17 protein-coding genes, 1 pseudogene and 1 riboswitch are annotated in these 22,262 nt (G+C 63.2%); of the genes and pseudogenes, 7 read left to right on the forward strand and 11 right to left on the reverse strand.

Going from position 1 to position 22,262, the window contains the following annotated elements:
* The gene (locus AC1D0N_RS21305) at nt 1-792 is read left to right on the forward strand and encodes a molybdopterin-binding protein (protein ID WP_477247349.1); all 792 of its coding nucleotides are present in this window, start codon (nt 1-3) and stop codon (nt 790-792) included.
* Between the two features lie 158 nt (nt 793-950).
* Here the strand turns inward: AC1D0N_RS21305 and AC1D0N_RS21310 are convergent, their stop codons facing one another.
* Complete coding sequence (locus tag AC1D0N_RS21310) at nt 951-1,952, reverse strand: hypothetical protein (protein WP_477247351.1); 1,002 nt, start codon at nt 1,950-1,952, stop codon at nt 951-953.
* Between the two features lie 258 nt (nt 1,953-2,210).
* Nucleotides 2,211-2,297: riboswitch (glycine riboswitch) on the forward strand.
* Nucleotides 2,298-2,445: 148 nt separating this feature from the next.
* On the opposite strand from AC1D0N_RS21310, the gene gcvT reads away from it, so the two are divergent.
* Genes gcvT through gcvP form a run of 3 tightly spaced genes read left to right on the forward strand, consistent with a single transcriptional unit; the run spans nt 2,446 to nt 6,744 of the window.
* On the forward strand, nt 2,446-3,540 hold the full coding sequence (gcvT, locus tag AC1D0N_RS21315) for a glycine cleavage system aminomethyltransferase GcvT (RefSeq protein WP_477247353.1): 1,095 nt from the start codon (nt 2,446-2,448) through the stop codon (nt 3,538-3,540).
* Nucleotides 3,541-3,545: 5 nt separating this feature from the next.
* Nucleotides 3,546-3,914 carry a glycine cleavage system protein GcvH gene (gene gcvH, locus AC1D0N_RS21320; protein WP_477247355.1) on the forward strand — a complete coding sequence of 123 codons (369 nt, stop codon included), beginning with the start codon at nt 3,546-3,548 and terminating at the stop codon, nt 3,912-3,914.
* A 19-nt stretch (nt 3,915-3,933) separates the two neighbouring features.
* On the forward strand, nt 3,934-6,744 hold the full coding sequence (gcvP, locus tag AC1D0N_RS21325) for an aminomethyl-transferring glycine dehydrogenase (RefSeq protein ID WP_477247357.1): 2,811 nt from the start codon (nt 3,934-3,936) through the stop codon (nt 6,742-6,744).
* A gap of 15 nt (nt 6,745-6,759) precedes the next feature.
* Here the strand turns inward: gcvP and AC1D0N_RS21330 are convergent, their stop codons facing one another.
* From AC1D0N_RS21330 to cpaB, 9 genes are all read right to left on the reverse strand, one after another.
* Nucleotides 6,760-7,896, reverse strand: coding sequence for a GGDEF domain-containing protein (locus AC1D0N_RS21330; RefSeq protein ID WP_477247359.1), 1,137 nt, complete (start codon nt 7,894-7,896; stop codon nt 6,760-6,762).
* A 205-nt stretch (nt 7,897-8,101) separates the two neighbouring features.
* Nucleotides 8,102-8,572 (reverse strand): tetratricopeptide repeat protein, encoded by a 471-nt coding sequence (locus AC1D0N_RS21335; RefSeq protein WP_477247361.1) that lies wholly within the window; start codon nt 8,570-8,572, stop codon nt 8,102-8,104.
* 133 nt (nt 8,573-8,705) lie between these two features.
* Nucleotides 8,706-9,668: a type II secretion system F family protein gene (locus AC1D0N_RS21340; protein ID WP_477247363.1), complete on the reverse strand. Its 963-nt coding sequence runs from the start codon at nt 9,666-9,668 to the stop codon at nt 8,706-8,708.
* 1 nt (nt 9,669) lies between these two features.
* Complete coding sequence (locus AC1D0N_RS21345; protein WP_477247365.1) at nt 9,670-10,635, reverse strand: type II secretion system F family protein; 966 nt, start codon at nt 10,633-10,635, stop codon at nt 9,670-9,672.
* Nucleotides 10,636-10,638: 3 nt separating this feature from the next.
* Nucleotides 10,639-12,060 (reverse strand): CpaF family protein, encoded by a 1,422-nt coding sequence (locus tag AC1D0N_RS21350; protein WP_477247367.1) that lies wholly within the window; start codon nt 12,058-12,060, stop codon nt 10,639-10,641.
* Nucleotides 12,057-13,271 carry a CpaE/TadZ family protein gene (locus AC1D0N_RS21355; RefSeq protein ID WP_477247369.1) on the reverse strand — a complete coding sequence of 405 codons (1,215 nt, stop codon included), beginning with the start codon at nt 13,269-13,271 and terminating at the stop codon, nt 12,057-12,059. Before AC1D0N_RS21355 ends, AC1D0N_RS21350 begins: the two co-directional genes overlap by 4 nt.
* A 48-nt stretch (nt 13,272-13,319) precedes the next feature.
* Entirely contained in the window at nt 13,320-13,589 is a 270-nt protein-coding gene (locus AC1D0N_RS21360) for a hypothetical protein (protein ID WP_477247371.1), read from the reverse strand.
* Between the two features lie 4 nt (nt 13,590-13,593).
* Nucleotides 13,594-15,015 carry a type II and III secretion system protein family protein gene (locus AC1D0N_RS21365; protein WP_477247373.1) on the reverse strand — a complete coding sequence of 474 codons (1,422 nt, stop codon included), beginning with the start codon at nt 15,013-15,015 and terminating at the stop codon, nt 13,594-13,596.
* Between the two features lie 57 nt (nt 15,016-15,072).
* Nucleotides 15,073-15,978 carry a Flp pilus assembly protein CpaB gene (cpaB, locus tag AC1D0N_RS21370; RefSeq protein WP_477247374.1) on the reverse strand — a complete coding sequence of 302 codons (906 nt, stop codon included), beginning with the start codon at nt 15,976-15,978 and terminating at the stop codon, nt 15,073-15,075.
* A gap of 254 nt (nt 15,979-16,232) precedes the next feature.
* On the opposite strand from cpaB, the gene parE reads away from it, so the two are divergent.
* A complete protein-coding gene (gene parE / locus AC1D0N_RS21375; RefSeq protein WP_477247376.1) occupies nt 16,233-18,287 on the forward strand; it encodes a DNA topoisomerase IV subunit B in 2,055 nt (684 codons plus the stop codon).
* A gap of 73 nt (nt 18,288-18,360) precedes the next feature.
* Complete coding sequence (locus AC1D0N_RS21380) at nt 18,361-20,388, forward strand: FUSC family protein (protein WP_477247697.1); 2,028 nt, start codon at nt 18,361-18,363, stop codon at nt 20,386-20,388.
* Nucleotides 20,389-20,535: 147 nt separating this feature from the next.
* Here the strand turns inward: AC1D0N_RS21380 and AC1D0N_RS21385 are convergent, their stop codons facing one another.
* Nucleotides 20,536-21,657: a DUF2336 domain-containing protein gene (locus tag AC1D0N_RS21385; protein WP_477247378.1), complete on the reverse strand. Its 1,122-nt coding sequence runs from the start codon at nt 21,655-21,657 to the stop codon at nt 20,536-20,538.
* Between the two features lie 112 nt (nt 21,658-21,769).
* Between AC1D0N_RS21385 and AC1D0N_RS21390 the strand changes: the two are divergent.
* Nucleotides 21,770-22,261: pseudogene (locus AC1D0N_RS21390) on the forward strand (MaoC family dehydratase); the annotation flags it as partial.
* Nucleotide 22,262: the final 1 nt, after the last annotated feature.

The following is a 22,262-nucleotide window of genomic DNA, read 5'->3' on the forward strand; positions in this document are numbered from 1 at the left end:
ATGGCAAAATTCCAGATCAGCCGCAGAAAGTTCCTGACCTCGGCCAGCCTTGGCGTGTCCGGCATCATGCTGTCGGGCTGCGATGCCTTCGACAGCCAACTCGGCATGGGCGACGGCCTGCGCAGTTTCCTCGAAAACGCCAACGGCCTGACCTATCGCGCACAACGGTTGCTCGCCGGCCGCGATGCGCTGGCGCCGGAATTCACCGAGGCCGACATCCGCCAGCCGCAGCGGCCGAACGGCGTCACCGCGCCGGACGACGATGTCTACAAGGGCCTGCTCGCCAACAATTTCGCCGATTGGCGACTGGAGGTGACGGGCCTGGTCGAAAAGCCGCTGTCGCTCAGCCGCGAGCAGCTTCAGAACATGCCGAGCCGCACGCAGATCACCCGTCACGACTGCGTCGAAGGCTGGAGCTGCATCGCCAAATGGACAGGCACGCCGCTGTCGCTGGTGCTCGACCAGGCGGTGGTCAAGCCGCAGGCGCGCTACGTCATGTTCCATTGCCTCGACACGATCGACCGCAGCCTGTCCGGTGACGTCAAATATTACGGCACGATCGACCTGATCGATGCCCGCCATCCGCAGACGATCCTCGCCTATGGGTTGAACGGCAAGCCGCTGCCGGTCGAGAACGGCGCGCCGCTGCGTGTGCGTGTCGAACGCCAGCTCGGCTACAAGATGCCGAAATACCTCTACAAGATCGAACTGGTCGACGGTTTCGCCGACGTCGGCGGCGGCCGCGGCGGCTATTGGGAAGACAATGGCTATGACTGGTACGGCGGGATTTGATAAAATGGATCCGTATAGGCTCCGTCGAGATTCAGGTCAGGCCGAGTCGAAGATGGTGGCTTCCGAGAACCGGAGCGGAGCGTACTTGAAGTACGTGAGCACCGGAAGCGCAGGAAGCCGCCATCTGCAGGCCGGCCTCACCTGAATATCGATGGACCCTAGGCAACCTTGTCGAGCAGCGGTTTCAGCGCCGAGTGGATCTCCGGCGAAGCGTGCTTGATCAGCGTCAGCAGCGCGCGCTCGTTCTCGTACAATGGCCGATCGCTGCCGATGCGCTCGGCCAGCCATTTCGCCTCGCTGGCGTCGATCGTCTCGGCGCGGCGGGCAAGCGCCTCTGTCGCCCTGTTCTTGGATTCCCACTCGGCCTCGATATTGTCAGGTGACCGATAGGCTTCCATGATGCCGGCGAGCCCGCCTGACACCATACGGCCGAAGAAGCCGCCGATCTCGGGTTCGGCCTGCTCGAAAAAGGTGTCCCGGCGCAGCGCCACATCGCGCGTCGGCGCTTCGTAGCCAGCCGAACACATGACGAAATTGGCGATCGCCTTGACGAACAGATCGTTCCAGGACGGATCATTGCTGGCCGCCGCGGTCTGCTCGTTGATCTTGAACAGCACCTCGGCCTCGGCGCGGGTGATGGCGATGTTGCCGTCGCCGCCATGGGCGTAAAGGATGCGGCGCAGCAATTCGACCTCGGCCTCGGCGATCAGCCCGGGAACCAGGCTGCCGCCAAGCATCAGCGGTCCCTTGCCGTCGATCACCGCATCGGAGACCTGTTGCAGCGCATAGGCGGAAAGCCGGCTCGGCGAGGATTTCGCTATCTCCAGCACATGCACGAGCAGCTCAAGCTCTGTCCGGCTGTCGACCATGCCGTCGCGCGAGATCGCCCGGACCAGCCAGTCGGCATTGTCCCCGGAAATATAGCCCGCCGGCTTTTCCTGATGGACGATATAGTCGCCAATGGCCTCGACAAAGAACACCGGCCATTCCTCGCATTTGTCCTTGGCCGTCGCGTCGAGCGCGAACAGCGCTTCGGCTTCGCCGCGCGTCACCACGCCGTCGCTGAACACCTCGCGGCGCAGCATGACCACGTCCTCGGCCGTGATGCGGCCTTTCGAGGTCAGCCCCGCCACTGGTGCGGTCATGATGAGTTCGCCCATTTTCGGTCCCCGTCCGCTGCCGGCTACTGCCGGTCGCCAAGCGTCATCTCCTACCCTTGTACCAGCAGTGTCTTGAAAAACCGGCAAACGGCGTGGTTAGCGAAGCCTTGTCGGCCAATGCATGTTGCCAACCGGTTTTAGGAGAACGACATGCATCAAAACAAAGATCCGAAGCGCGGCACGCTTTAAATGTCGCTGGCAGGTGACAAGGTGTCGTTCACGGGCTATGGATGGCGAGTCGAGGACTTTTGCGAGTCCTACCTGTTTGCGGGAGAGAGCAGCGAAAGCTGCCGCCGAAGGGGAAATCGCCCGAAATCTCTCAGGCAAAAGAACCGTAGACGGGAAAGACACTCTGGAAAGTCGGGGCTTGCCCCCGCGCCGAAGGTGTAAGCGCTGCCGACAGAGTTACGGGGCGCGAGTCTCTCAGGCTTCAGACAGAGGGGCACGGACTGGTCGCCATCAGCGGCCGATTGCGTGCGACTCTGGAGATGACATGACGGGCGACCCAAAACACCTTCCCCTTAAGGATATTCACACCGCCGCCGGTGCGCGCTTTGGCGCCTTCGCCGGCTGGTCGATGCCACTGACCTATCCGGCCGGCGTGATGAAGGAGCATCTTCACACACGCGAGCATGCCGGCCTGTTCGACATCTCTCACATGAAGCTGTTCGAGATCAGTGGCCCGGGCGCTGTCGCCCTGCTCAACCGCGCCTGCCCTCTGGATGCCGGCGCGCTCGAAATCTCGCAGTCCAAACTGTCCTTTTTCCTCAATGAAGCCGGCGGCATTCTGGACGATTTGATCGTCACCAGGCTCGGCGACGAGCGCTTCATGGTGGTCGCCAATGCCGGCAACGCCGAAGCCGACGAAAAGCACCTGCGCGCGCTTGCCAAGGATTTCGAGGTCAAGGTCGACGCGCTCGACCGTGTCTTCCTGGCGATACAGGGTCCGGAAGCCTGGGCTGCCTTGTCCCGCGCGGGCATCGAGACCGGCTCGCTGCTGTTCATGCATGGCATCGAGCCGAAGAAAAACTGGTTCATGAGCCGCTCCGGCTATACCGGCGAAGATGGGTTCGAGATCGGCCTGCCGGAAGCGGACGCGCGGATCCTGGCTGCCAAGCTGCTCGAGGACGAACGCGTGCTGTGGATCGGCCTTGCCGCCCGCGATTCGCTTCGGCTTGAAGCCGGGCTCTGCCTGCACGGCCAGGACATCACGCCGGAGACCGACCCGGCCAGTGCGGCCCTGATGTGGGCAATCCCCAAGGATATCCGTGCCACTGGATCCTTCATTGGCGCTGATGTCTTACGCAAGACCGCACAAGGCCCGTGGTGGAAACGCGTGGGCTTGAAGCCTGAAGGCCGCCAGCCTGTGCGTGCCGGCTGTGCCCTGTTCGATGCCGACGGCAATGCCGCCGGCCATGTCACCTCCGGCGGATTCGGCCCGTCAGTTGGCCATCCCGTCGCCATGGGCTACGTCCCGACAGCTCTGGCCAAGCCGGGCACGAAACTGTTCGCCGATGTTCGCGGGACCAAAATCCCGATCGATATCAATTCCTTGCCCTTCACTCCTCATCGCTACCGCAAAGGATAATCCTCATGGCAAAAACCTATTTCACCGAAGATCACGAATGGCTGCGTGTCGAGGGCGGCATCGCCACCGTCGGCATCACCGACTATGCGCAAGAGCAGCTCGGCGATCTCGTTTTCGTCGAATTGCCGGAGCTGGGCAAAAAACTGGCCAAGGGCGACACCGCAGTGGTGGTCGAATCCGTCAAGGCGGCGTCCGACGTCTATGCGCCGGTCGACGGCGAGATCACCGAGGCCAACGGCACGCTCTCGTCCGACCCATCGCTGGTCAATTCAGCGGCGACCGGCGACGGCTGGCTGTGGAAGATGAAGCTCGCCAATGAAAGCCAGCTCGAAGGCCTCATGGATGAGGCCGCTTACCAGGCCCATATCGGCTGATATCAGGATCATAAGAAACATGAGCGCAGCACTCACTCCCTTTTCGGCCCGCCATATCGGTCCTGATGTCAACGATGTCAGAGCCATGCTTGCGGTGATCGGCGTTCCCTCAGTCGAGACGCTGATCAGCCAGGCCGTGCCGAGATCGATCCGCCTCGACGTACCGCTGACCCTGCCCGCACCGGCCAGCGAAGCCGAGGCGCTGGCAGAATTGTCGGCGACCATGGCAAGAAACACGGTGCTGAAGAGCTTCATCGGCGCCGGTTATCACGGCGTGCATGTGCCGCCGGTCATCCAGCGCAATTTGTTCGAGAATCCGGCCTGGTATACGGCCTACACGCCCTATCAGGCCGAAATCAGCCAGGGCCGGCTCGAAATGCTGTTCAATTTCCAGACCCTGGTCACAGAGCTAACCGGCCTGCCGGTGGCATCGGCCTCGCTGCTCGACGAAGCAACGGCGGTTGCCGAGGCTGTCGGCATTGCGCTGCGCCATCATCGTGACAAGCGCACCAAGGTGGCGCTGGCCGGCACGCCGCACCCGCAGACGCTGGACGTGGTGCGCACCCGCGCCGAGCCGCTCGGCATCGAGATCGACGGCGAGACGATCGACGACAACACCGCAGCCCTGCTCGTCTCCTGGCCGGACACTTTTGGCGTCTACGGCGACCATAAGGCGGCGATCGAAAAGGCCCGTGCAACAGGCACCGTCGTCGTCTTCATTGCCGATCCGCTCGGCCTGACGCTGACGGATGCGCCGGCAAAACTTGGCGCCGACATCGCTGTCGGTCCGATGCAGCGTTTTGGCGTGCCGATGGGCTTTGGCGGCCCGCACGCCGCCTATTGCGCGGTCTCCGATAAATTGACCCGGCTGATGCCTGGCCGCCTCGTCGGCCAGTCCACCGACAGCAAAGGCCGCCCGGGCTATCGTCTCGCCCTGCAGACACGCGAACAGCATATCCGCCGCGACAAGGCGACCTCCAATATCTGCACCGCGCAGGCGCTGCTCGCCAATATGGCGACGGCCTATGCGATCTGGCACGGCCCGGCCGGACTGCAAGGAATTGCCGGCTGCATCCATGCACTCGCCAGCCGCCTCGCGGCAGGCCTGAAAGCATCAGGTGTTTCCGTGCTTGGCACAAGCCGCTTCGACACGGTCACAGTCGAGGTGAAGGGCAAGGCAGCTTCGATCGCCGCTGCCGCTGAAAAGGGTGGCCGGTTGCTGCGCGTCATCGATGCCGACCGCATCAGCATCGCCTTCGACGAGACCTCCACCGAGGCCGACCTGAAGGGGATCGCCGCCCTGTTCGGCGTCAAGGCCGACGATGCCGGCGCCAGCACCGTGCCCGGAAAACCGCGCGGCAAGGAGTTCCTCTCCCAGCCGGTCTTCCACGACAACCACTCGGAAACCGAGATGATGCGCTTCCTGCGCCGTCTCGCCGACAAGGACCTGGCCCTCGACCGCGCCATGATCCCGCTGGGCTCCTGCACCATGAAGCTCAACGCCGCCGCCGAGATGATGCCGGTGAGCTGGCCGAGCGTCGCCAATCTGCATCCCTTCGCGCCGGCCAGCCATTCAACCGGTTATCGCGCCATGATCGGTGAGCTGGAAGGCTGGCTGTCGGAGATCACCGGCTTCGATGCGGTGACGCTGCAGCCCAATGCCGGCAGCCAGGGCGAATATGCCGGCCTGCTTGCCATTCGCGGCTATCACCGCTCGCGCGGCGAAGGCCATCGCACCGTCTGCCTGATCCCCTCCTCCGCGCATGGCACCAATCCGGCGAGCGCGGCGATGGCGGGCATGAGCGTGGTCGTCGTGCGCTGCCTGGAAGACGGCAACATCGACATGGACGATATGAGGGCCAAGGCCAACGAGCATTCCAAGAATCTCGCAGCGCTGATGTTCACCTATCCCTCGACGCATGGCGTCTACGAGGAAGGGGCGCGCCACCTCTGCGCCCTCATCCATGAGCATGGCGGTCAGGTCTATTTCGACGGCGCCAACCTCAACGCCCTGGTCGCGCTGGCGCGGCCCGGCGACATCGGCGCCGATGTCTGCCACATGAACCTGCACAAGACCTTCTGTATCCCGCATGGCGGCGGTGGTCCTGGAGTCGGTCCGATCGGCGTCAAGTCGCATCTGCAACCCTATCTGCCGGGTCACGTCACCGAGGGTTCGGCGCATGCCGTGTCGGCCGCACCGTTCGGCAGCGCCTCGATCCTGCCGATCACCTGGATGTACATTCGCATGATGGGCGCCTCCGGCCTCAAGCAGGCGACCGAGACCGCCATCATCTCGGCCAACTACGTGGCGACACGGCTCGCGCCGCACTTCCCGCTCCTCTACAAGGGCAGGCATGATCGCATCGCGCATGAATGCATCCTCGACACCCGCGTGCTCAAGGACAGCGCCGGCATCAGCGTCGACGACATCGCCAAACGCCTGATCGACTATGGCTTCCATGCGCCGACCATGTCGTTCCCGGTCGCCGGCACGCTGATGGTCGAACCGACCGAGTCGGAGCCCAAGCGCGAACTGGACCGATTTTGCGAGGCGATGATTGCCATTGCCGGCGAGGCCGCCAAGGTGGCGAAGGGCGAGTGGCCGCTGGCCGACAACCCGCTGGTCAATGCGCCGCATACTGCGGCCGAGGCGCTGGCCGGCCAATGGAGCCATCCCTATTCGCGGCTGGAAGCGGCCTACCCCGCCGGCGACGCCGACAGCGCGGCCAAATACTGGCCGCCGGTGTCGCGCATCGACAATGTCGCCGGCGACCGCAACCTGGTCTGCTCCTGCCCGCCGCTGTCGGAATATCTGGGCGCCGCCGAGTAATCCTCTCGGCGGCAATCAGGCAGAGCGCAGGGCCGGCTCGTCGGCCTTGCTGGCTTTGTTCTGGACGACGACGCGATTTCGCCCGGCGCGCTTGGCCGCATAGAGTGCAGTGTCGGCATCGGCCAGCACGACGTCGAGGCTGGCGCCGCCTGCCTCGCCAAAGCCGATGCCGCCGCTGACCGTGCTGCGCAATGGACCAAGCGAGGTGGCCACCACTTCCGTGCCGAAGCTGACGCTGATCTTGCTTGCAAGGTCGTAGGCTTTTTCTTCCGTCACCCTGGACATGACCAGCACGAATTCTTCGCCGCCCAGCCGAAAGGCATCGACGCCGGTCTTGCCATATTTCCGGATCACCGCGGCGAAGCGGCACAAAACCTGATCGCCGACCGGATGGCCGAAGACATCATTGGTCTTCTTGAAGTGATCGAGATCGAACATGACGACCGACATGAACGGACCGAAGACGCGCTCGCCGTAGAATGCGGTCAGCGCCCGCCGGTTCATCAGCCCGGTCAAGGGATCGGTCATGGTCTCGGCCTTCAATTCGATCTGCGCCTGCAAATGATGCAGCGAGAGCGTCAAGGCGCCGAGCCCGGTCATGCAGGCAACCGCGACGACTGAGTTCAAGCGTTCGGCCCAATTGTCCGGCGCAACGCCGAGTACCCACTGCCCTTTGACGACAAGCATCGCGCCGCAAAGTCCGAACGACAGCCCGCAGACGCCACTCAGGAACGAAACCACCAGCAGAATTCGGCGCTCCTGACCGCCGCCCTTGATCCAGAACATCGCCCCGATCACCGCAAGCAGCGCCGTTACTTCAGCGTAGGTGACAACGAAGCCGACACCGTCGAGGCCGAGATAAGTCACGCCCGCGCATACCGCCATCGCAAGCAGTGTCGGCATAACAGCACGTCTGTACTCATGCACGCCGAGATATTGCATGGCCGCCAGGCAGATGGTCAGAAAACCCAGGCTGAGCAACGCCAAGACGATCTGGCAAAGCCACGGGCTCGGATCCCTGGTGTAGTGCCAAAACAAGATCACATGCGCGACCAGGACGAGAATGCCGCACGCCACGCTCAGCACAAAGCGCCCGCGCGGCGCGGTCAACCAGATCGCAAACATGGTGACGCTGAGGCATATGCCAGACAACGCAGCTGCAAGCAGAAGCGAACTGAAATCCAACATGTGTGAGCAGCAGCCTCTTGGGGAGATGGTCGGGTGCGCTGCATTCTAGGGCAGCTACAGGCTGCAAATGCGTAATTTCGGTCGGCCGTCCGACGCTACTTTCCGACAAGGTTTACAAAGCGTCGCTGTCTCGTCTTGCGGGAGAAGCCGCGCACGACGAAGCGACGTTTCAGCCCTTGTTCAGCAGCGCCAGATTGGCATTGACCACCGTTGGGTCGGTCATGCCGGCCCTGGCCTCCAGAAGCAGCGCCTTGGCCTTCTTGCGGTTGCCGCGCAACAATTGCGAATAGCCCATATTGTTGATGATCTGCGGCTTGCGCCCGGCGACCTTCAAAAGCTGATCGTAGGCGCGGTCGGCAAAGTCGAAGCGGCCGAGTTCGTCATAGGAAGCGGCAAGCCCCATCCAGGCCTCGGCATTGTCGGCCTTCAGTTCCACCGCCTTGCGGAAATGCTTTTCGGCAAGACCGTAATTCGCCTCGCGAAATTGCACCTTGCCCTCCGTCAGGTCGGACGAACTGACGTCCTTTGCCTGTGGTGGGATGGCGGTGGTCTTGGTCGCATCGACACCGCTCGACGTGCAACCCGTGACCATCAAGACTGCCGCAATCGCGGCCATTGCCGTGAGAGATCTGTAACGCATGCCCCTGCCTCAATCGCCCGATTTGCCGGGTCGTTCTTCAGGAAGCAGACTACAACAGGGCGATTAACCTTCGGTGCTAAAATGCGCCTAAAATTTGGTTTCGCGCAAAGATCCTGTTAACCAGGCCGCCCCGTCAATGTGCCGTCATTTTGACGATAACCGGAATGACGGCAATCATCAGCACCACCGGCAGGATGCAGACCACCACCGGCACCGACATCTTGGCCGGCAAAGCGTGCGCTTTCTCCTCGGCCAGCGACATGCGCTTGTGCCGCATTTCGTCGGAGAAGACGCGCAGCGCTCCCGACAGGCTGGTGCCGAGTTCCTTGGACTGCTGCAGCAGCGTCGCAAACGAACGCACCTCGTCCAGGCTAAGGCGGTCGGCGAGCGCCTTCAGCGCGTCGTCGAGACTGCGCCCTGCCCTGAGCTCCAGCGATACCAGCTGCAGGTTCTGGCTCAGCGCCGGATAGGTCTTGGCGAGTTCCTTCGAGACGCGTTCGATCCCGGCTTCCATGCTCATCCCGGCATCGGAACAGACGATCATCAAATCCATGAAGTCGGGAAAGCCGTTGCGGTATTCGCGCATCTTTTCCCGCACCTTCTGGCTCAGCACCAGGCCGGGCAGGAAATAGCCGGCCGCTCCCGACAGGATGATGAAGGTCCAGCGGCTGGTCGCGGTCGCATCGGCGCTGGCCATCCATTGATTGACCAGAAACGCACCGATCGCGCCGCCGACAAAGGCAGCGAAACGGACCAGGAAGAACATGCCGACCGCGCGCGGTTCCATGTAGCCGGCCTGGATGAGTTTCATGCGCAGCCGGGCGACATTTTCCGGATCGCTCTTGGCATAGAAGTCCTGCGCCCGCTTCACCGCCTTTTCGCGCACCGCGTTGGAATTCTTCTTCGGTGTCGGTTCGGCCCGTTCAACCACCTTGTTGTCCTCGACCTTGAGCCGGCGCTTGAGGTCGTTGCGGTCGCCTTTCGCCACGACCAGCGGCCACGCCACCGCGCCGCCGCCCAACGCCAGCAGCATCACGGCCACGGGCATCAGCGAGGTCGGCGCCAGCGAAGCGAGGAACTGGATGATTTGTTCCATGTCAGAACCTGAAGTTCGACATTTTGAACATAATGACGTTGCCCAGCATCAGCCAGGAGATCGAGCCGCCAAGCAGGTACCAGGTCTTCGGTATATCCCAAACATCGCGATAGAATTGCGGCATCAACACCATGATGCCGGTAAACAGCAGCGCCGGCACCGCGGTCAGGATGTAGGCCGACATACGGCCTTCTGACGAAATGGCGCGCACCTTGCGCCGCAGCTTGCCGCGTTCGCGGATCGTCGTCGACAGCCCGTCGAGGATTTCACGCAGATTGCCGCCCGAACTGGTCTGGATCGACACGGCAGTGATGAACAGTGGCAGATCCTCATGGCCGACCCGGTCGAACAGCGAATTCAACGCCGAAACCAGATCCGAGCCATACGTCACCTCGTCGGCGATGACGCCGAACTCGGTGCCGATCGGATCGGGCATTTCGCGCGACACCATGGCGATTGCCACCGGCACCGGATGGCCGGCCTTGAGGCCACGCGTGATCAGCTCCAGCGCTTCCGGCAACTGCAAGCCGAACCGCTTCAGCCGTTTGCCGCGCATGGAACGCATTGCCATCACCGGCAGCAGCGGCACCAGGACGACCAGCAACAGAAGCCCGAGCAGCAGCGGCAGGCCGTACCAGAGTGCGGCAAACGTCATCGCCAACGCCACGCCCGACGTGATCATCAGGAATTTCGGCAACGGCATGGTCATACCCGACTGCGTGCGCAGCGCGCGGAAGCGGTCGGGTGAAAACAGCGACGTGCCGGCTTCGAGGCCGCGCTCCTTGCGCAACTGGATCAGCACCTGTTCCTGGCTGATCTTGTTTTCCTGCAGCTTCATGCGCCGGTTGATGGCGGTGCGCTTGTCGCTGCGCCCTGCATAGAGCAGATAGCAGCCCTCGGCGATCATGATGCCGGTGAGTGCTGCCGCCGCGTAGACGACGTAGATGGCGCTGAAATTCTGGAACACCGCCTACTCCTGCGGCCGGCCTGGTTCGAAATATTTTCCCGGGAATTCGATGCCCATGGCGCGCAAATCCTCGAGGAAGCGCGGACGGATGCCGGTCGCCTCGTAATAGCCGAGGATCTTGCCGTCGGCTTCCATGCCGGTGCGCACGAAGCGGAAGATCTCCTGCATCTGGATGACGTCGCCTTCCATGCCGGTCACCTCGGCGACGCTGGTCACCTTGCGCTTGCCGTCGGACAGGCGGGTCAGCTGCACGATGAGGTCGATTGCGCTGGCGATCTGGCTGCGGATCGACTGCACCGTCATCGGCATGCCGGTCATGCCGAGCATCTGTTCCAGGCGCGAAATGCAATCGCGCGGCGTGTTGGCGTGGATGGTCGCCATCGAGCCTTCATGGCCGGTGTTCATCGCCTGCAGCATGTCGAAGGCTTCCTCGCCGCGGCACTCGCCGAGGATGACGCGGTCCGGACGCATGCGCAGCGCGTTCTTGACCAGGTCGCGCTGCCTCAACTCGCCATGGCCTTCGATGTTGGCTGGGCGCGTTTCCATGCGCGCGACATGCGGCTGCTGCAGCTGCAGCTCCGCCGCATCCTCGATGGTGATCAACCGTTCGTCTTCCGGAATGAAGGCCGACAGCGCATTCAGCATCGTCGTCTTGCCGGTGCCGGTGCCGCCGGAGATGATGGTCGTCTTGCGGGCATGCACGGCCGCGGCCAGCACTTCGGCCATGTTCTGGGTGATAGCGCCGAACTCGACCAGCTTGTGCAGGCCGAGCTTGTTCTTGGAAAACTTGCGGATCGACACCAGCGGCCCGTCGACGCCGACCGGCCGAATGGCGGCGTTGAAGCGCGAGCCGTCCAGCATGCGCGCATCGACCATCGGCTGCGATTCATCGACGCGCCGGCCTACAGCAGCAACGATTTTGTTTATGATTCGAAGCAGATGCGCCTCATCCTTGAAGGGGATATGGACCTGCTGCAGCTTGCCGCGTTTTTCGACAAAGCAATTCTGGTGGCCGTTGATCAGAATGTCGTTGATCTCGGGATCCTTCAGCAGCGGCTCCAGCGGACCGAGGCCGACCATCTCGTCGACGATGTCGTCAACCAGCGCGTCAAGCTCGATGGTGTTGATCGCCATCCGCTCCTGGCGCGCCTTTTCGGAGACGAATTCATGAACCTGACGGCGCATCTCGTCCTTGGGCAGCCGTTCCAGCGCGACCAGGTTAATTTCCTCGAGCAGCATCCGATGGATACGAACGCGCGCGTCACCCACCTTGTTGCCGCCCTTGGCCGGCGTGGCCTCGGGCTTGGCCGGCAAGGCCTTGCGGGTCGTCGGAATGACAACGGCGTGGTGCGCGACCGGCGCGACATCAGCCGGCCTTTGCGGGCGCGTGTCGCGATTCTGCAGTGTCGAAAAGCGGCTGGTCATCCGGCCTTCCTTTTCAGCAATCCCTTGCCGATACTGAACAGCGAGCGCGATTTCTCAGGCGTCGCGACCGCTTCTTCCGGCAGGATGATTTTCTTGAGATCGTTGACGACATTGGCGTTCGGGTCGATCTCGTGCAGCGGGACGCCGCGATCGACGGCTTCGCGCACCAGCCGATAGTTGTTGGAGATGCCGCCGACGAAATGCTCGCCGAGGATTTCCTGCACATCCGCATGCTTGATGCCGTTGTCGAACATCTTCTGTTCGAAACGGTTGACGATGACGTTCGGCTTCACTTCCTTGCCGGCCGTCTCGTAGACGGCCTGGATGAGGCGCTGCGTGTGGCGCAGGCAGGGCACCGTCATTTCGGCGACGATGTAGAGCTTGTTGGAGCCGAGCAGCACCGTCTCCGTCCACGGAAACCAGGTGCGCGGCATGTCGATGACGACATTGTCGAAATAGGCCGAGACGAGATCGAGCATGCGGACCACGACATCGGTCTTGAAGGAGCGCATTTCCGACGGCCGCGTCGGCGCCGCCAGCACGCAGAGCCCGCTCGCATGCTTGGACAGCATCACGTCGAGCAGCTGCCGGTCGAGGCGCTCGGGCTGGTTCTCGATTTCGGTGATGTCGAAGCGCGGTTCAAGGTCGAGATATTCGGCGCAGGCGCCCTGCTGGAAATTGAGATCGACCACGCAGGTCGACGCGCCGCGCGTCACCGAATGGTGCAGCTGAAAGGCGGTCTGCAGCGCCAGCGTCGTGGTGCCGACACCGCCGGCAGCCGGCATGAAGGTGTAGATCTGCGACTCGGTGTTTTCCTCGCGGCCCGGCCCTTGCAGCGCGCGGATGACGGAGCGCACCAGATCGGCGGTGGTGATCGGCTTCACCAGGAAATCGGCGACCTTTAGCTGGACCAGGATGCGCACCGCCGCGGCGTTGAATTCCTGGGTGACGACAACGACCGGAACGCGGCCTTCCAGACGGCGCATGATGCGCTGCAGCGACTCGACCTCTTCGAGCTTTGCCGCATCCATGTCGACGATGAGGGCGCCGAAATCGGCCTCCTGGACCTCGCCGCGAAGCTCGGTGACATTTTTCTCGACCGTCGAAAGCTGGATGACCTCCGAGGCGGCGAACGCCGTGCGCGTGTCCTGCAGGAAAGCCCTGTCACTGGATACGAGCAGGATATTCTTGGTCTTGATGCCGCTTGCCATTGTTTTTCAGCCTGTCAGGTCATTCGCCAATAAAATTCAAGCGCCAGATCAATCGGTTGTGGTCGCCTGTGCAGCCTGGGTGCCGCCCGCCTGACCGGCGGCCCCGGCTGCCGCGGAGCTGCGTTGGGCCGGAACCAGAAGCTTCGTGTTCTGGACCCCGTATTTCCACGGATCGACCATCTGCATGACCGTATTGGCGGCCTGCGCGTTGCCGGCGCCTATCGTCGGCCCTTCGCTGCGCACATAGTCGTCACTGGTGCAGCCGCTGGAAATGCCAGCGAGCAACAGGGTGATGCATAGTCCTGGAACCAGGCGCATGGCTTCAATCCTTCGGCAGGTCGAGGAAATGCCCGACCGTGGTGACTGCGGTCGGCTGTGCCGTGCTGCCGCCGGCCATTGCCAACGCACGGTTGGCGTCGGACGCCTTCACTTCCTCGGTGTTGTTGAGAAAGTAGTCGGCATTGCTGGCCGGCTGCGTGCCGTCGGTCGGCTCTGCGAGCTTTTTCGACGGGTCGACCGGCTTGACCAGATAGGGCGTGACGATGATCACCAGGTCGGTCTCGCGCCGCTGATAGGCCTTGGAGGAAAATAGCGACCCAAGCACCGGCAGTTTGCCAAGGCCGGGAATGCGCGAGGTCGTGATATCGTTCTGCGACTGCAGCAGGCCGGCAATCATGAAGCTCTGTCCGTTCTTCAGGTCGACCGAAGTCTTGGCGCGACGCACGATGAAGCCCGGCACCGAGATGTTGCCGATGTTGTAGGAAGCCGACGCGTCGATCGAGGACACTTCCGGCGCGATGTCCAGGCTGACCAGCCCGTCCTTGAGCACGGTCGGCGTGAAATCCAGGCTGACGCCATACTTCTTGTAGCTGACGGAGATCTTGCCATTGTCCTCGGAGACCGGGATCGGGAACTCGCCGCCGGCGAGGAAGCTTGCCGTTTGGCCCGAACGGGCGATCAGGTTCGGTTCGGCCAGCCGCCGGGCGAGCCCGTGGTCTTCCAATGCCTTGATGGCGATGTCGATCGAAACGCCATTCGACAACAGCCGGCCGATGATCTCGCCCGACCCTGCCGGCGCGATCTCCCCGGGAGCCAGCGTGACGTCGCGCCCGCCGATGCCGTAGGCAAAATTGGCGCTGTACTTTGCACCGAGTTCCTGGCCGGCCTGGCGGTTGATCTCGACAAAGCGGACATTGAGCTGAACCTGCTGCGACGACGAGATGTTGACCGAGTTGATCACATCCTCTTTGCCGGAAAAGCGCGTGGCGATCTGGTTCGCCTTCTCGGCGGCGACCGCATCGTCCGCCTCGCCCGACAGCACGACGCGGCCATTGGCGGAACCAACCTTGATGTTGGCGTCCGGAACGCTGGCACGAATGGTGCTTGCCAACTGGTCGGTATCAAGGGTCACCTCGATGTCGACAGTACCAACCAGCTGCTTGTTTTCATTGAACAGCGCGACACCGGTGGTGCCGAGATTGTTGCCGAGCACATAAAAGGACTTGTCGGTCAGCGGATTGACGTTGGCGATCTCCGGATCGCCGATGACGATCTGGTAGAAGGCGGCACTGGTCACGATCGTCTTCGGCTTGCCCTTGGCCACCTTGATCGACGCGTTCTTGGTCGACGAGACGTAGACGATGTCATTGTCCGCTCTGGCCGGCGCATTGAGGCCCAGCGTTCCCGCCGCGGCCAGGCAAGCCGCCATCGCCAGCGCCCGCACAAGGCGCAGCCGTTTTGTCATCCGATATGCATTTGGCGCCAACATTGTCCCGTCCCTCGCCCAGTCCCCACTGGCTGCTTATTTCTGGTCCCGCGTAGGAACCTGGTATTCCTCGGCCTGCGTGCCGCGCGTCACGATGATCGTCTTGAACTTCGGCTTCTCCGGCTCCTTGGTCAGGGCATCGAACAGCGAGCCGGCCGAGGCCTTGACGCTGGATGCGACGGAGCCGCCGAAGGATGAGATGGTGGTGACGCCGTTCTTGCCGTCACCGCCTTCGCTGGAAGAGCGAAGCGAGAAGGACAAGGTGCCGACCGTGCGGGCAAGCGCAACCTTCTGCGCGCCCTCGGTCGTCACCTCGATGGTCACCGAATTGGCGATCTGCGGCGCGGTCTGGCGCTCGTCGGCGCCCTGCCCGACGCTCAGCACCTTGGCGTCGGATACGACGATTTCGGAGGTGACGGTCGAACCCGACGCGCCTTGCGCGTTCTTGGCCACTTCCTGGATTTCGCCCGCATCGCGGGTCAGCACGACGTCGACACGGTCGCCCGGCGTCACGAAGCCGCCGACACCGGCAATCTCGTCGGTGCGGATGGTTACCGCCCGCATTCCCGGCGACAGCATGTTGGAAAGCGTTGCGCGGCCATTTGGCCCCGACAGTTTGGAGAGCAGCACCGGTTCGTTGATCTCGATCGGCGACAGCACCACGCGGTTGCCGTCGGCAAGCAAGGCATCGACGGTGGTGAAGGCCCCTTGCGGGACGGAATCCTGCGACCACGGGATTTCGCTGAGCTGTGCCCGGTCGAGTTGCATCCCGTAACGCAGCGGCGCGTTCGCCACCACGATGGTCTTGAACTCGATCTTGGGTGCTTCCGGTACCGAGATTGACGCCGTTTTCTCTCCGAGATCGGCCTTGGCCTGGCTCTTGACCCAGAAATCTGCGGCAAAAATCGAGATCGCCCCGAAAACGGCGGCGATGCCGATCATGGTTATGGCCTTGCCCCTCACACCGATACCCCTGAAACCCTTGGTCTTTTGTTTGTTGCAGCCGACGCTAGGCCGCATAGTTAAAGAAACAGGAATTGTGGCCGGCTCAATTCGACCTATTTCCGCCGGCTTGGTTATCGAATGGTTTTAGGCTAAGACGTTCCAATCCCCCGAACGGAACAGGAACCCTCGTTCGCCCGCAAAAAGCGTGGCAGTATCGAAGGTGATTCGCAGCATCGGAATCTATGGCCAGCATGGACGACAACAACGATCTTTTCGGTAGCCTGGACAAGCAGCCGCAACCGGTTCGCGCCGCGCCACGCGCGGCCGATCCGATTGTCCAGGCGGCCAAGCGCCCGGCAGCAACCCGCGACGGCAGCGAGGGCTACAGTGCCGCCGACATCGAGGTGCTGGAGGGGCTGGAGCCGGTGCGGCGCCGGCCCGGCATGTATATTGGCGGCACCGACGACAAGGCGATGCACCATCTGTTCGCCGAGGTCATCGACAACTCGATGGACGAGGCGGTCGCCGGCCATGCGACCTTCATCGACGTCGAGCTTACCGCCGACGGCTACCTGGCCGTCACCGACAATGGCCGCGGCATTCCGGTCGATCCGCACCCGAAATTCAAGAAGCCGGCGCTCGAAGTCATCATGACGACGCTGCATTCGGGCGGCAAGTTCGATAGCAAGGTCTATGAGACGTCGGGTGGCCTGCACGGCGTCGGCGTTTCCGTCGTCAACGCGCTGTCGGATCATCTCGAGGTCGAGGTTGCCCGTGGCCGCCAGCTCTATCGCCAGCGCTTTTCGCGCGGTGTTCCGGTGACCGGGCTGGAACAGCTCGGTGAGGTCCACAACCGGCGCGGCACAAAGATCCGTTTCCATCCCGACGAGCAGATCTTTGGCAAGGGTGCGGCGTTCGAGCCGGCGCGGCTCTACCGCATGACGCGCTCAAAAGCCTATCTGTTCGGCGGCGTCGAGATCCGCTGGACCTGCGATCCCTCGCTGATCAAGGACAAGGACACGACGCCGGCGAAAGCCGAGTTCCATTTTCCAGGCGGCCTGAAGGACTATCTGAAGGCGTCGCTTGGCGACGACTTTCAGGTCACCCGTGAAATCTTTGCCGGCAAGAGCGAGAAGCAGGGCGGCCACGGTTCGCTTGAATGGGCGGTGACCTGGTTCGGTGGCGACGGGTTCATCAATTCCTACTGCAACACCATCCCGACCGGCGAAGGCGGCACGCATGAGGCCGGCTTCCGCAACGTCTTGACGCGCGGGCTTCGCGCCTATGCCGAACTGGTCGGCAACAAACGCGCCTCGATCGTTACCTCGGAAGACGTCATGATCTCGGCGGCGGGCATGCTGTCGGTGTTCATCCGCGAACCGGAATTCGTCGGCCAGACCAAGGACAGGCTGGCGACGATCGAGGCAATTCGAATTGTCGAGACCGCGATCCGCGACCCCTTCGACCATTGGCTGGCCGACAATCCGCAGGAAGCCTCTAAACTGCTCGAATGGGTGATCGCGCGCGCCGACGAACGGGTGCGCCGGCGCCAGGAAAAGGAAGTGTCGCGCAAGAGCGCGGTGCGCAAGCTCAGGCTGCCCGGCAAGCTCGCCGACTGCACGCAGAACGCAGCCGCCGGCGCCGAACTGTTCATCGTCGAAGGTGACTCGGCCGGCGGCTCGGCCAAGCAGGCGCGCGACCGTGCCAGCCAGGCGGTATTGCCGCTACGCGGAAAAATCCTCAACGTCGCCAGCGCCGGCAATGACAAGCTGGCCGCCAACCAGCAGATATCGGACCTGATCCAGGCGCTTGGCTGCGGCACGCGGTCGAAGTACCGCGACGAGGACTTGCGCTACGACCGGGTCATCATCATGACCGACGCCGATGTCGACGGAGCCCATATCGCCTCGCTGCTGATCACCTTCTTCTACCAGGAAATGCCCAGCCTGGTGAACGGCGGCCATCTCTATCTGGCGGTGCCGCCGCTCTATTCGATCCGGCAGGGCGGCAAGGTCGCCTATGCCCGGGATGACGCCCACAAGGACGAGCTCTTGCGTACCGAATTCACCGGCCGCGGCAAGGTCGAGATCGGCCGCTTCAAGGGGCTGGGCGAGATGATGGCCGCGCAGCTCAAGGAAACCACCATGGATCCGAGGAAGCGCACGCTGCTCAGGGTCGACGTGATCGATGCCGTGGCTGCGACCAAGGACGCGGTCGACGCGCTGATGGGCACCAAGCCGGAGGCCCGCTTCCGCTTCATCCAGGAACGCGCCGAATTCGCCGCAACGGAAGTGCTGGATATCTGAACGCCTGCCGTTCTAGTTTACCGCTCTGGGAGACGAGCATGTGACCTGGGCGCGGCTGGACGAGCATATCGGCATGAGTTTCGCCGCGCTGACGCAGCCGACGCGCTCGGACTGGATTTTTGCCCTGCGCACCGTTTCGGCCGGCCTGATCGCGCTTCTCGCCGCCTACGCCCTCAAGCTCGACCATCCGCAATGGGCGATGATGACGGTGTTCATCGTCGCCCAGCCGGTCGCCGGCATGGTGCTGGCGAAAGGCTTTTACCGGCTGCTCGGCACGCTGGCCGGCGGTCTGGCGGCGATCGGCATCACCACCGTCTTCGGCACCGGTCCCTGGCTGCTGGTCACCGCGCTGGCAGTCTGGATCGGTCTCTGTACCCTGGTCTCGTCGCTGCTGCGCAATCCGGAAGCCTATGGCGCGGCGCTTGCCGGCTATACCGCGATGATCATCGGCCTGCCGGCCTTCGGGCAGCCGCATTTCGTCGTCGATCTTGCCGTGGCGCGCTGCGCCGAAATCGTGCTCGGCATCGCCTGCGCCGGCCTGACCAGCCGGCTGATCCTGCCGAAACTGGCGGCCAACGCCATCATCGCCAGGCTGAAGCGCAGCATCCTCGACCTTGCCGTCTATGCCGGCGGCGCCTTCTCCGGCGGCGATACGGCAATGCTTGCCGGCCTGCACCGAAAGCTGATCGCCGATGCCCAGACGCTCGGCGAGATGCGCACCTATGCACGACTGGAAGCGCCGAGCTTCGCCACCCGCGCCCATCCGGTCAGGCGCACCATCGGCCAGCTTCTGTCGGCGCTGTCGGCGGCGCGCGCGCTGCATGCCCACGCCGCGCCGAAAAACGCCGCCCTCATTCCGGTGCGCACCGACCTGCAGACCCTGGTCGGCGAACTGGCAGCCAAACCGGGCGCTTTGGACGACACCGCGCCCTGGGTGGCGCGGCTCGATACGATCGCCGCCAAGGCCCGGCAAACGCCGGACATGTCATCCGTGCAAGACGGCGACAGGCTGGGCACGGTCACCCGTCTCACCATTGCCGCCGATTTCGCTGAAGCCCTGAAGCAGGTGCTGCGCGGCCTGGATGCGCTACGCGCTCCCGCCTCCCGCCCGGCGCGCGACCGCAAGCAGCCGGCTCTGGTGGTACATCGCGACTACCATGCGGCCTGGCGCAACGCCGTGCGCGCAGCACTTGCCACGCTGCTGGTCGCCGCCTTCTGGCTGACGACGAAATGGTCCGAAGCGGCAGGCACGGTCATCCTTGTCGCCGTCGTCTCCAGCCTGTTTGCCGCGCGCCCCGATCCGGTGCAGTCGGCCTGGGGCTTTTTCAAGGGAACGTTGCTGGCCCTGCCCTTCGCCTTTCTCGTCGGTCAGGTCGCCCTTCCCGCTCTGCCCGGCTTCGGCTGGTTCGCGCTCCTTGTGGTGCCGATCCTGGTGCCGGCGGCACTCGCAATGGCCAATCCGCGCTACGTCGGCGTCGCCACCGCCTTCGCCATCAATTTCCTGGCGTTCCTCAGCCCGCATCAGGCGATGACCTATGATCCATGGCCGTTCTTCGCTGGCTCTGCGTCGATCCTGGTCGGCATCCTTTTGGCGATCGGCGTCTTCCTCGTCGTGCTGCCCGCCGACCCCTGGGTCACCATCAACCGCATCGTGCGGGCCATGCGCGAAGATCTGGCGCGGCTTTGCCTGCATGAACGCGTGCCGAGACGCTCGGCCTTCGAAAGCCTCGCCTACGACCGGGTCAACCAGTTGATGCCTCTGACGCCGCGCGCCGGCAAGAAGGGCGACGCCATTCTTGACGGCAGCATAGCCGCCGTCACCGTCGGGCTTGAAATCCTGCGCCTGCGCAGCGCGCAGCAGAATCCCTCCACCCCACCCGAGACCGCGCTTTCGATCACCAATTTCCTGCGCGGACTGGCGCGCGAACTGCTTTTCCGGCGCCCGGGCGAACCGCAAACGGCGACCGTCGCTGTGGCCAGGCAATATGCAGCCGGCCTCACCGAGCGCAGCGACACCGCCGAGATGCTGCAGATCGCAGCCTCGCTGCGCATCATTGCCGCCGCGATCGAGGACTTTCCGGAGTTCTTCGCTAAGGACTAGGTCTAGGGTGTGTTGAGATTCAGGTCAGGCCGAGCCGAAAATGGCTGATACCGAGAACCGGAGCGGAGTGTACTTTTGGGTACGTGAGCACCGGAAGCGCAGGAAGCTGCCATTTGCAGGCCGGCCTCACCTGAATATCAGCACACCCTAAGCGGCGGCGATCGCCAGCGCATGTCCCCGCGCGTTTTCCCGCAGCGCGTCGAGATGGATCGACTTGACCAGCCCGGCGAGATCGCCCTCCGCCGATTGTCCGCCCAATTCCTTCAGCATCAGCCAGCTGACTTCCTGCACGCCGGCGACGCGTTTGCCATTGGCAACCTCACGCCAGATTTTTAGCGCGCGCACGATGACGGCGTGGGTGGCGCCGGCAAGGCCGGCGCTACGGAACAGCGCCTGCAGCGCCACATCGTGACCGCCGGCGAGCAGAGCCCTCACCCGTTGTTCGGATTGCTGGCTGAGCGCGACCAACGCCGAGCCGAAGAAATCGACCTTGCCATGCGCGATGGTGCGGATGATGAAGCTTGCGGTGAGATCGCCGCGCAGGCGCAGATGCTCGATGAGCGCAGCGTGTTCGGCCGCCTTGGTGCCTTCGATCAGCGTAACCGAAGCCTTGATGCAAGCGTCGCGCGTGACGCGTTCGGCTCTGGCCGCCCCCATCAGCGCCATCACCAGCGGCGAAGTTTTCAGCGTTTCGCCGAGTTTGACCAGCAGCATATGCCGGCAGTCGGCCGGCAGGCGCGCATCGGCGATCATCGCTTCGCGAACCGCAGGCACGTGGCCATGCCGTTCTGCCATGCGGCGAAAGCTGAGCGAGGCAATGTCGGCGCCGCTGTTGGTGAGAAGGGTGGCGCAGGCTTCCGGCTCGCCGATCTCGGCAATGGCCGCGGAAACCGACATCGAAACGACCGGCCGGTCGGCAATCAGCTTCTGCGTCGCCTTCTGGCCGCTGGCAACGCGATCGATCAGGTCGGCATCGGTAAGCAGCGGCGAACGCGCCAGCACCAGAGCGGCCACTTCCGGCTGGTCGGAGGCCAGCGCGCTGATGATCTGCAGCGGCGCGTGATGGCTCATCGACAGCGCTTCGGCGATAGCCTGCCGCACCTTTGACGACGCGTCGTCGAGCAGCAGCGTCAGCGCGGCTTCGGCGGCACAGCGGTCCTCGAAAGGCAGGTCGGCATTGATATAGGCGCGGGCCAGCGCGCTTGCCGCGGCAGCGCGCTCGGAAACCCTCGCCGTGTAGATCCATTTCAGGAAATGCGAAACTACCATGCCGTCCGCTACGCCCCTACGCCCGAGTCCGTTCTGGCCCGTGTAGACCGTAGGCAGAAATGGTTTACGAAGCGTTCACCATGTTTCTTAACCGGCTTGATGGACTGGCAGCCAACGCCTATCAAGCAAGCGGAAGCGGAGGAGATCGATCATGGCCGGGCTTTATCTTGAGGAGTTCGTCGTCGGCCATGTCTTCCAGCACACGCTGCGCAAGACCGTAACCGAAAGCGACAACATGCTGTTTTCGGTGATGACGCTGAACCCGCAGCCGCTGCACATCGATTTCGACTTCGCCGCCAAGAGCGAATGGGGCAAGCCCTTGGTCAATTCGGTGTTCACACTGGGCCTGATGATCGGCATTTCGGTCAACGACATCACCGTCGGCACCACCGTCGCCAATCTGGGCATGAAGGAGACGGTGTTTCCGCACCCGATCTTCCACGGCGACACCATTCGCGTCGAGACCACAGTGATCTCGGTGCGCGAATCGAAATCGAAGCCGGACCGTGGCATCGTCGAGTTCGAGCATCGCGCCTACAATCAGAACAATGTGCTCGTCGCCAAATGCACGCGGCAGGCGATGATGATGAAGAAGGCGATCTAGT

It is taken from the genome of Mesorhizobium sp. P2_E10 (genome assembly GCF_056404235.1).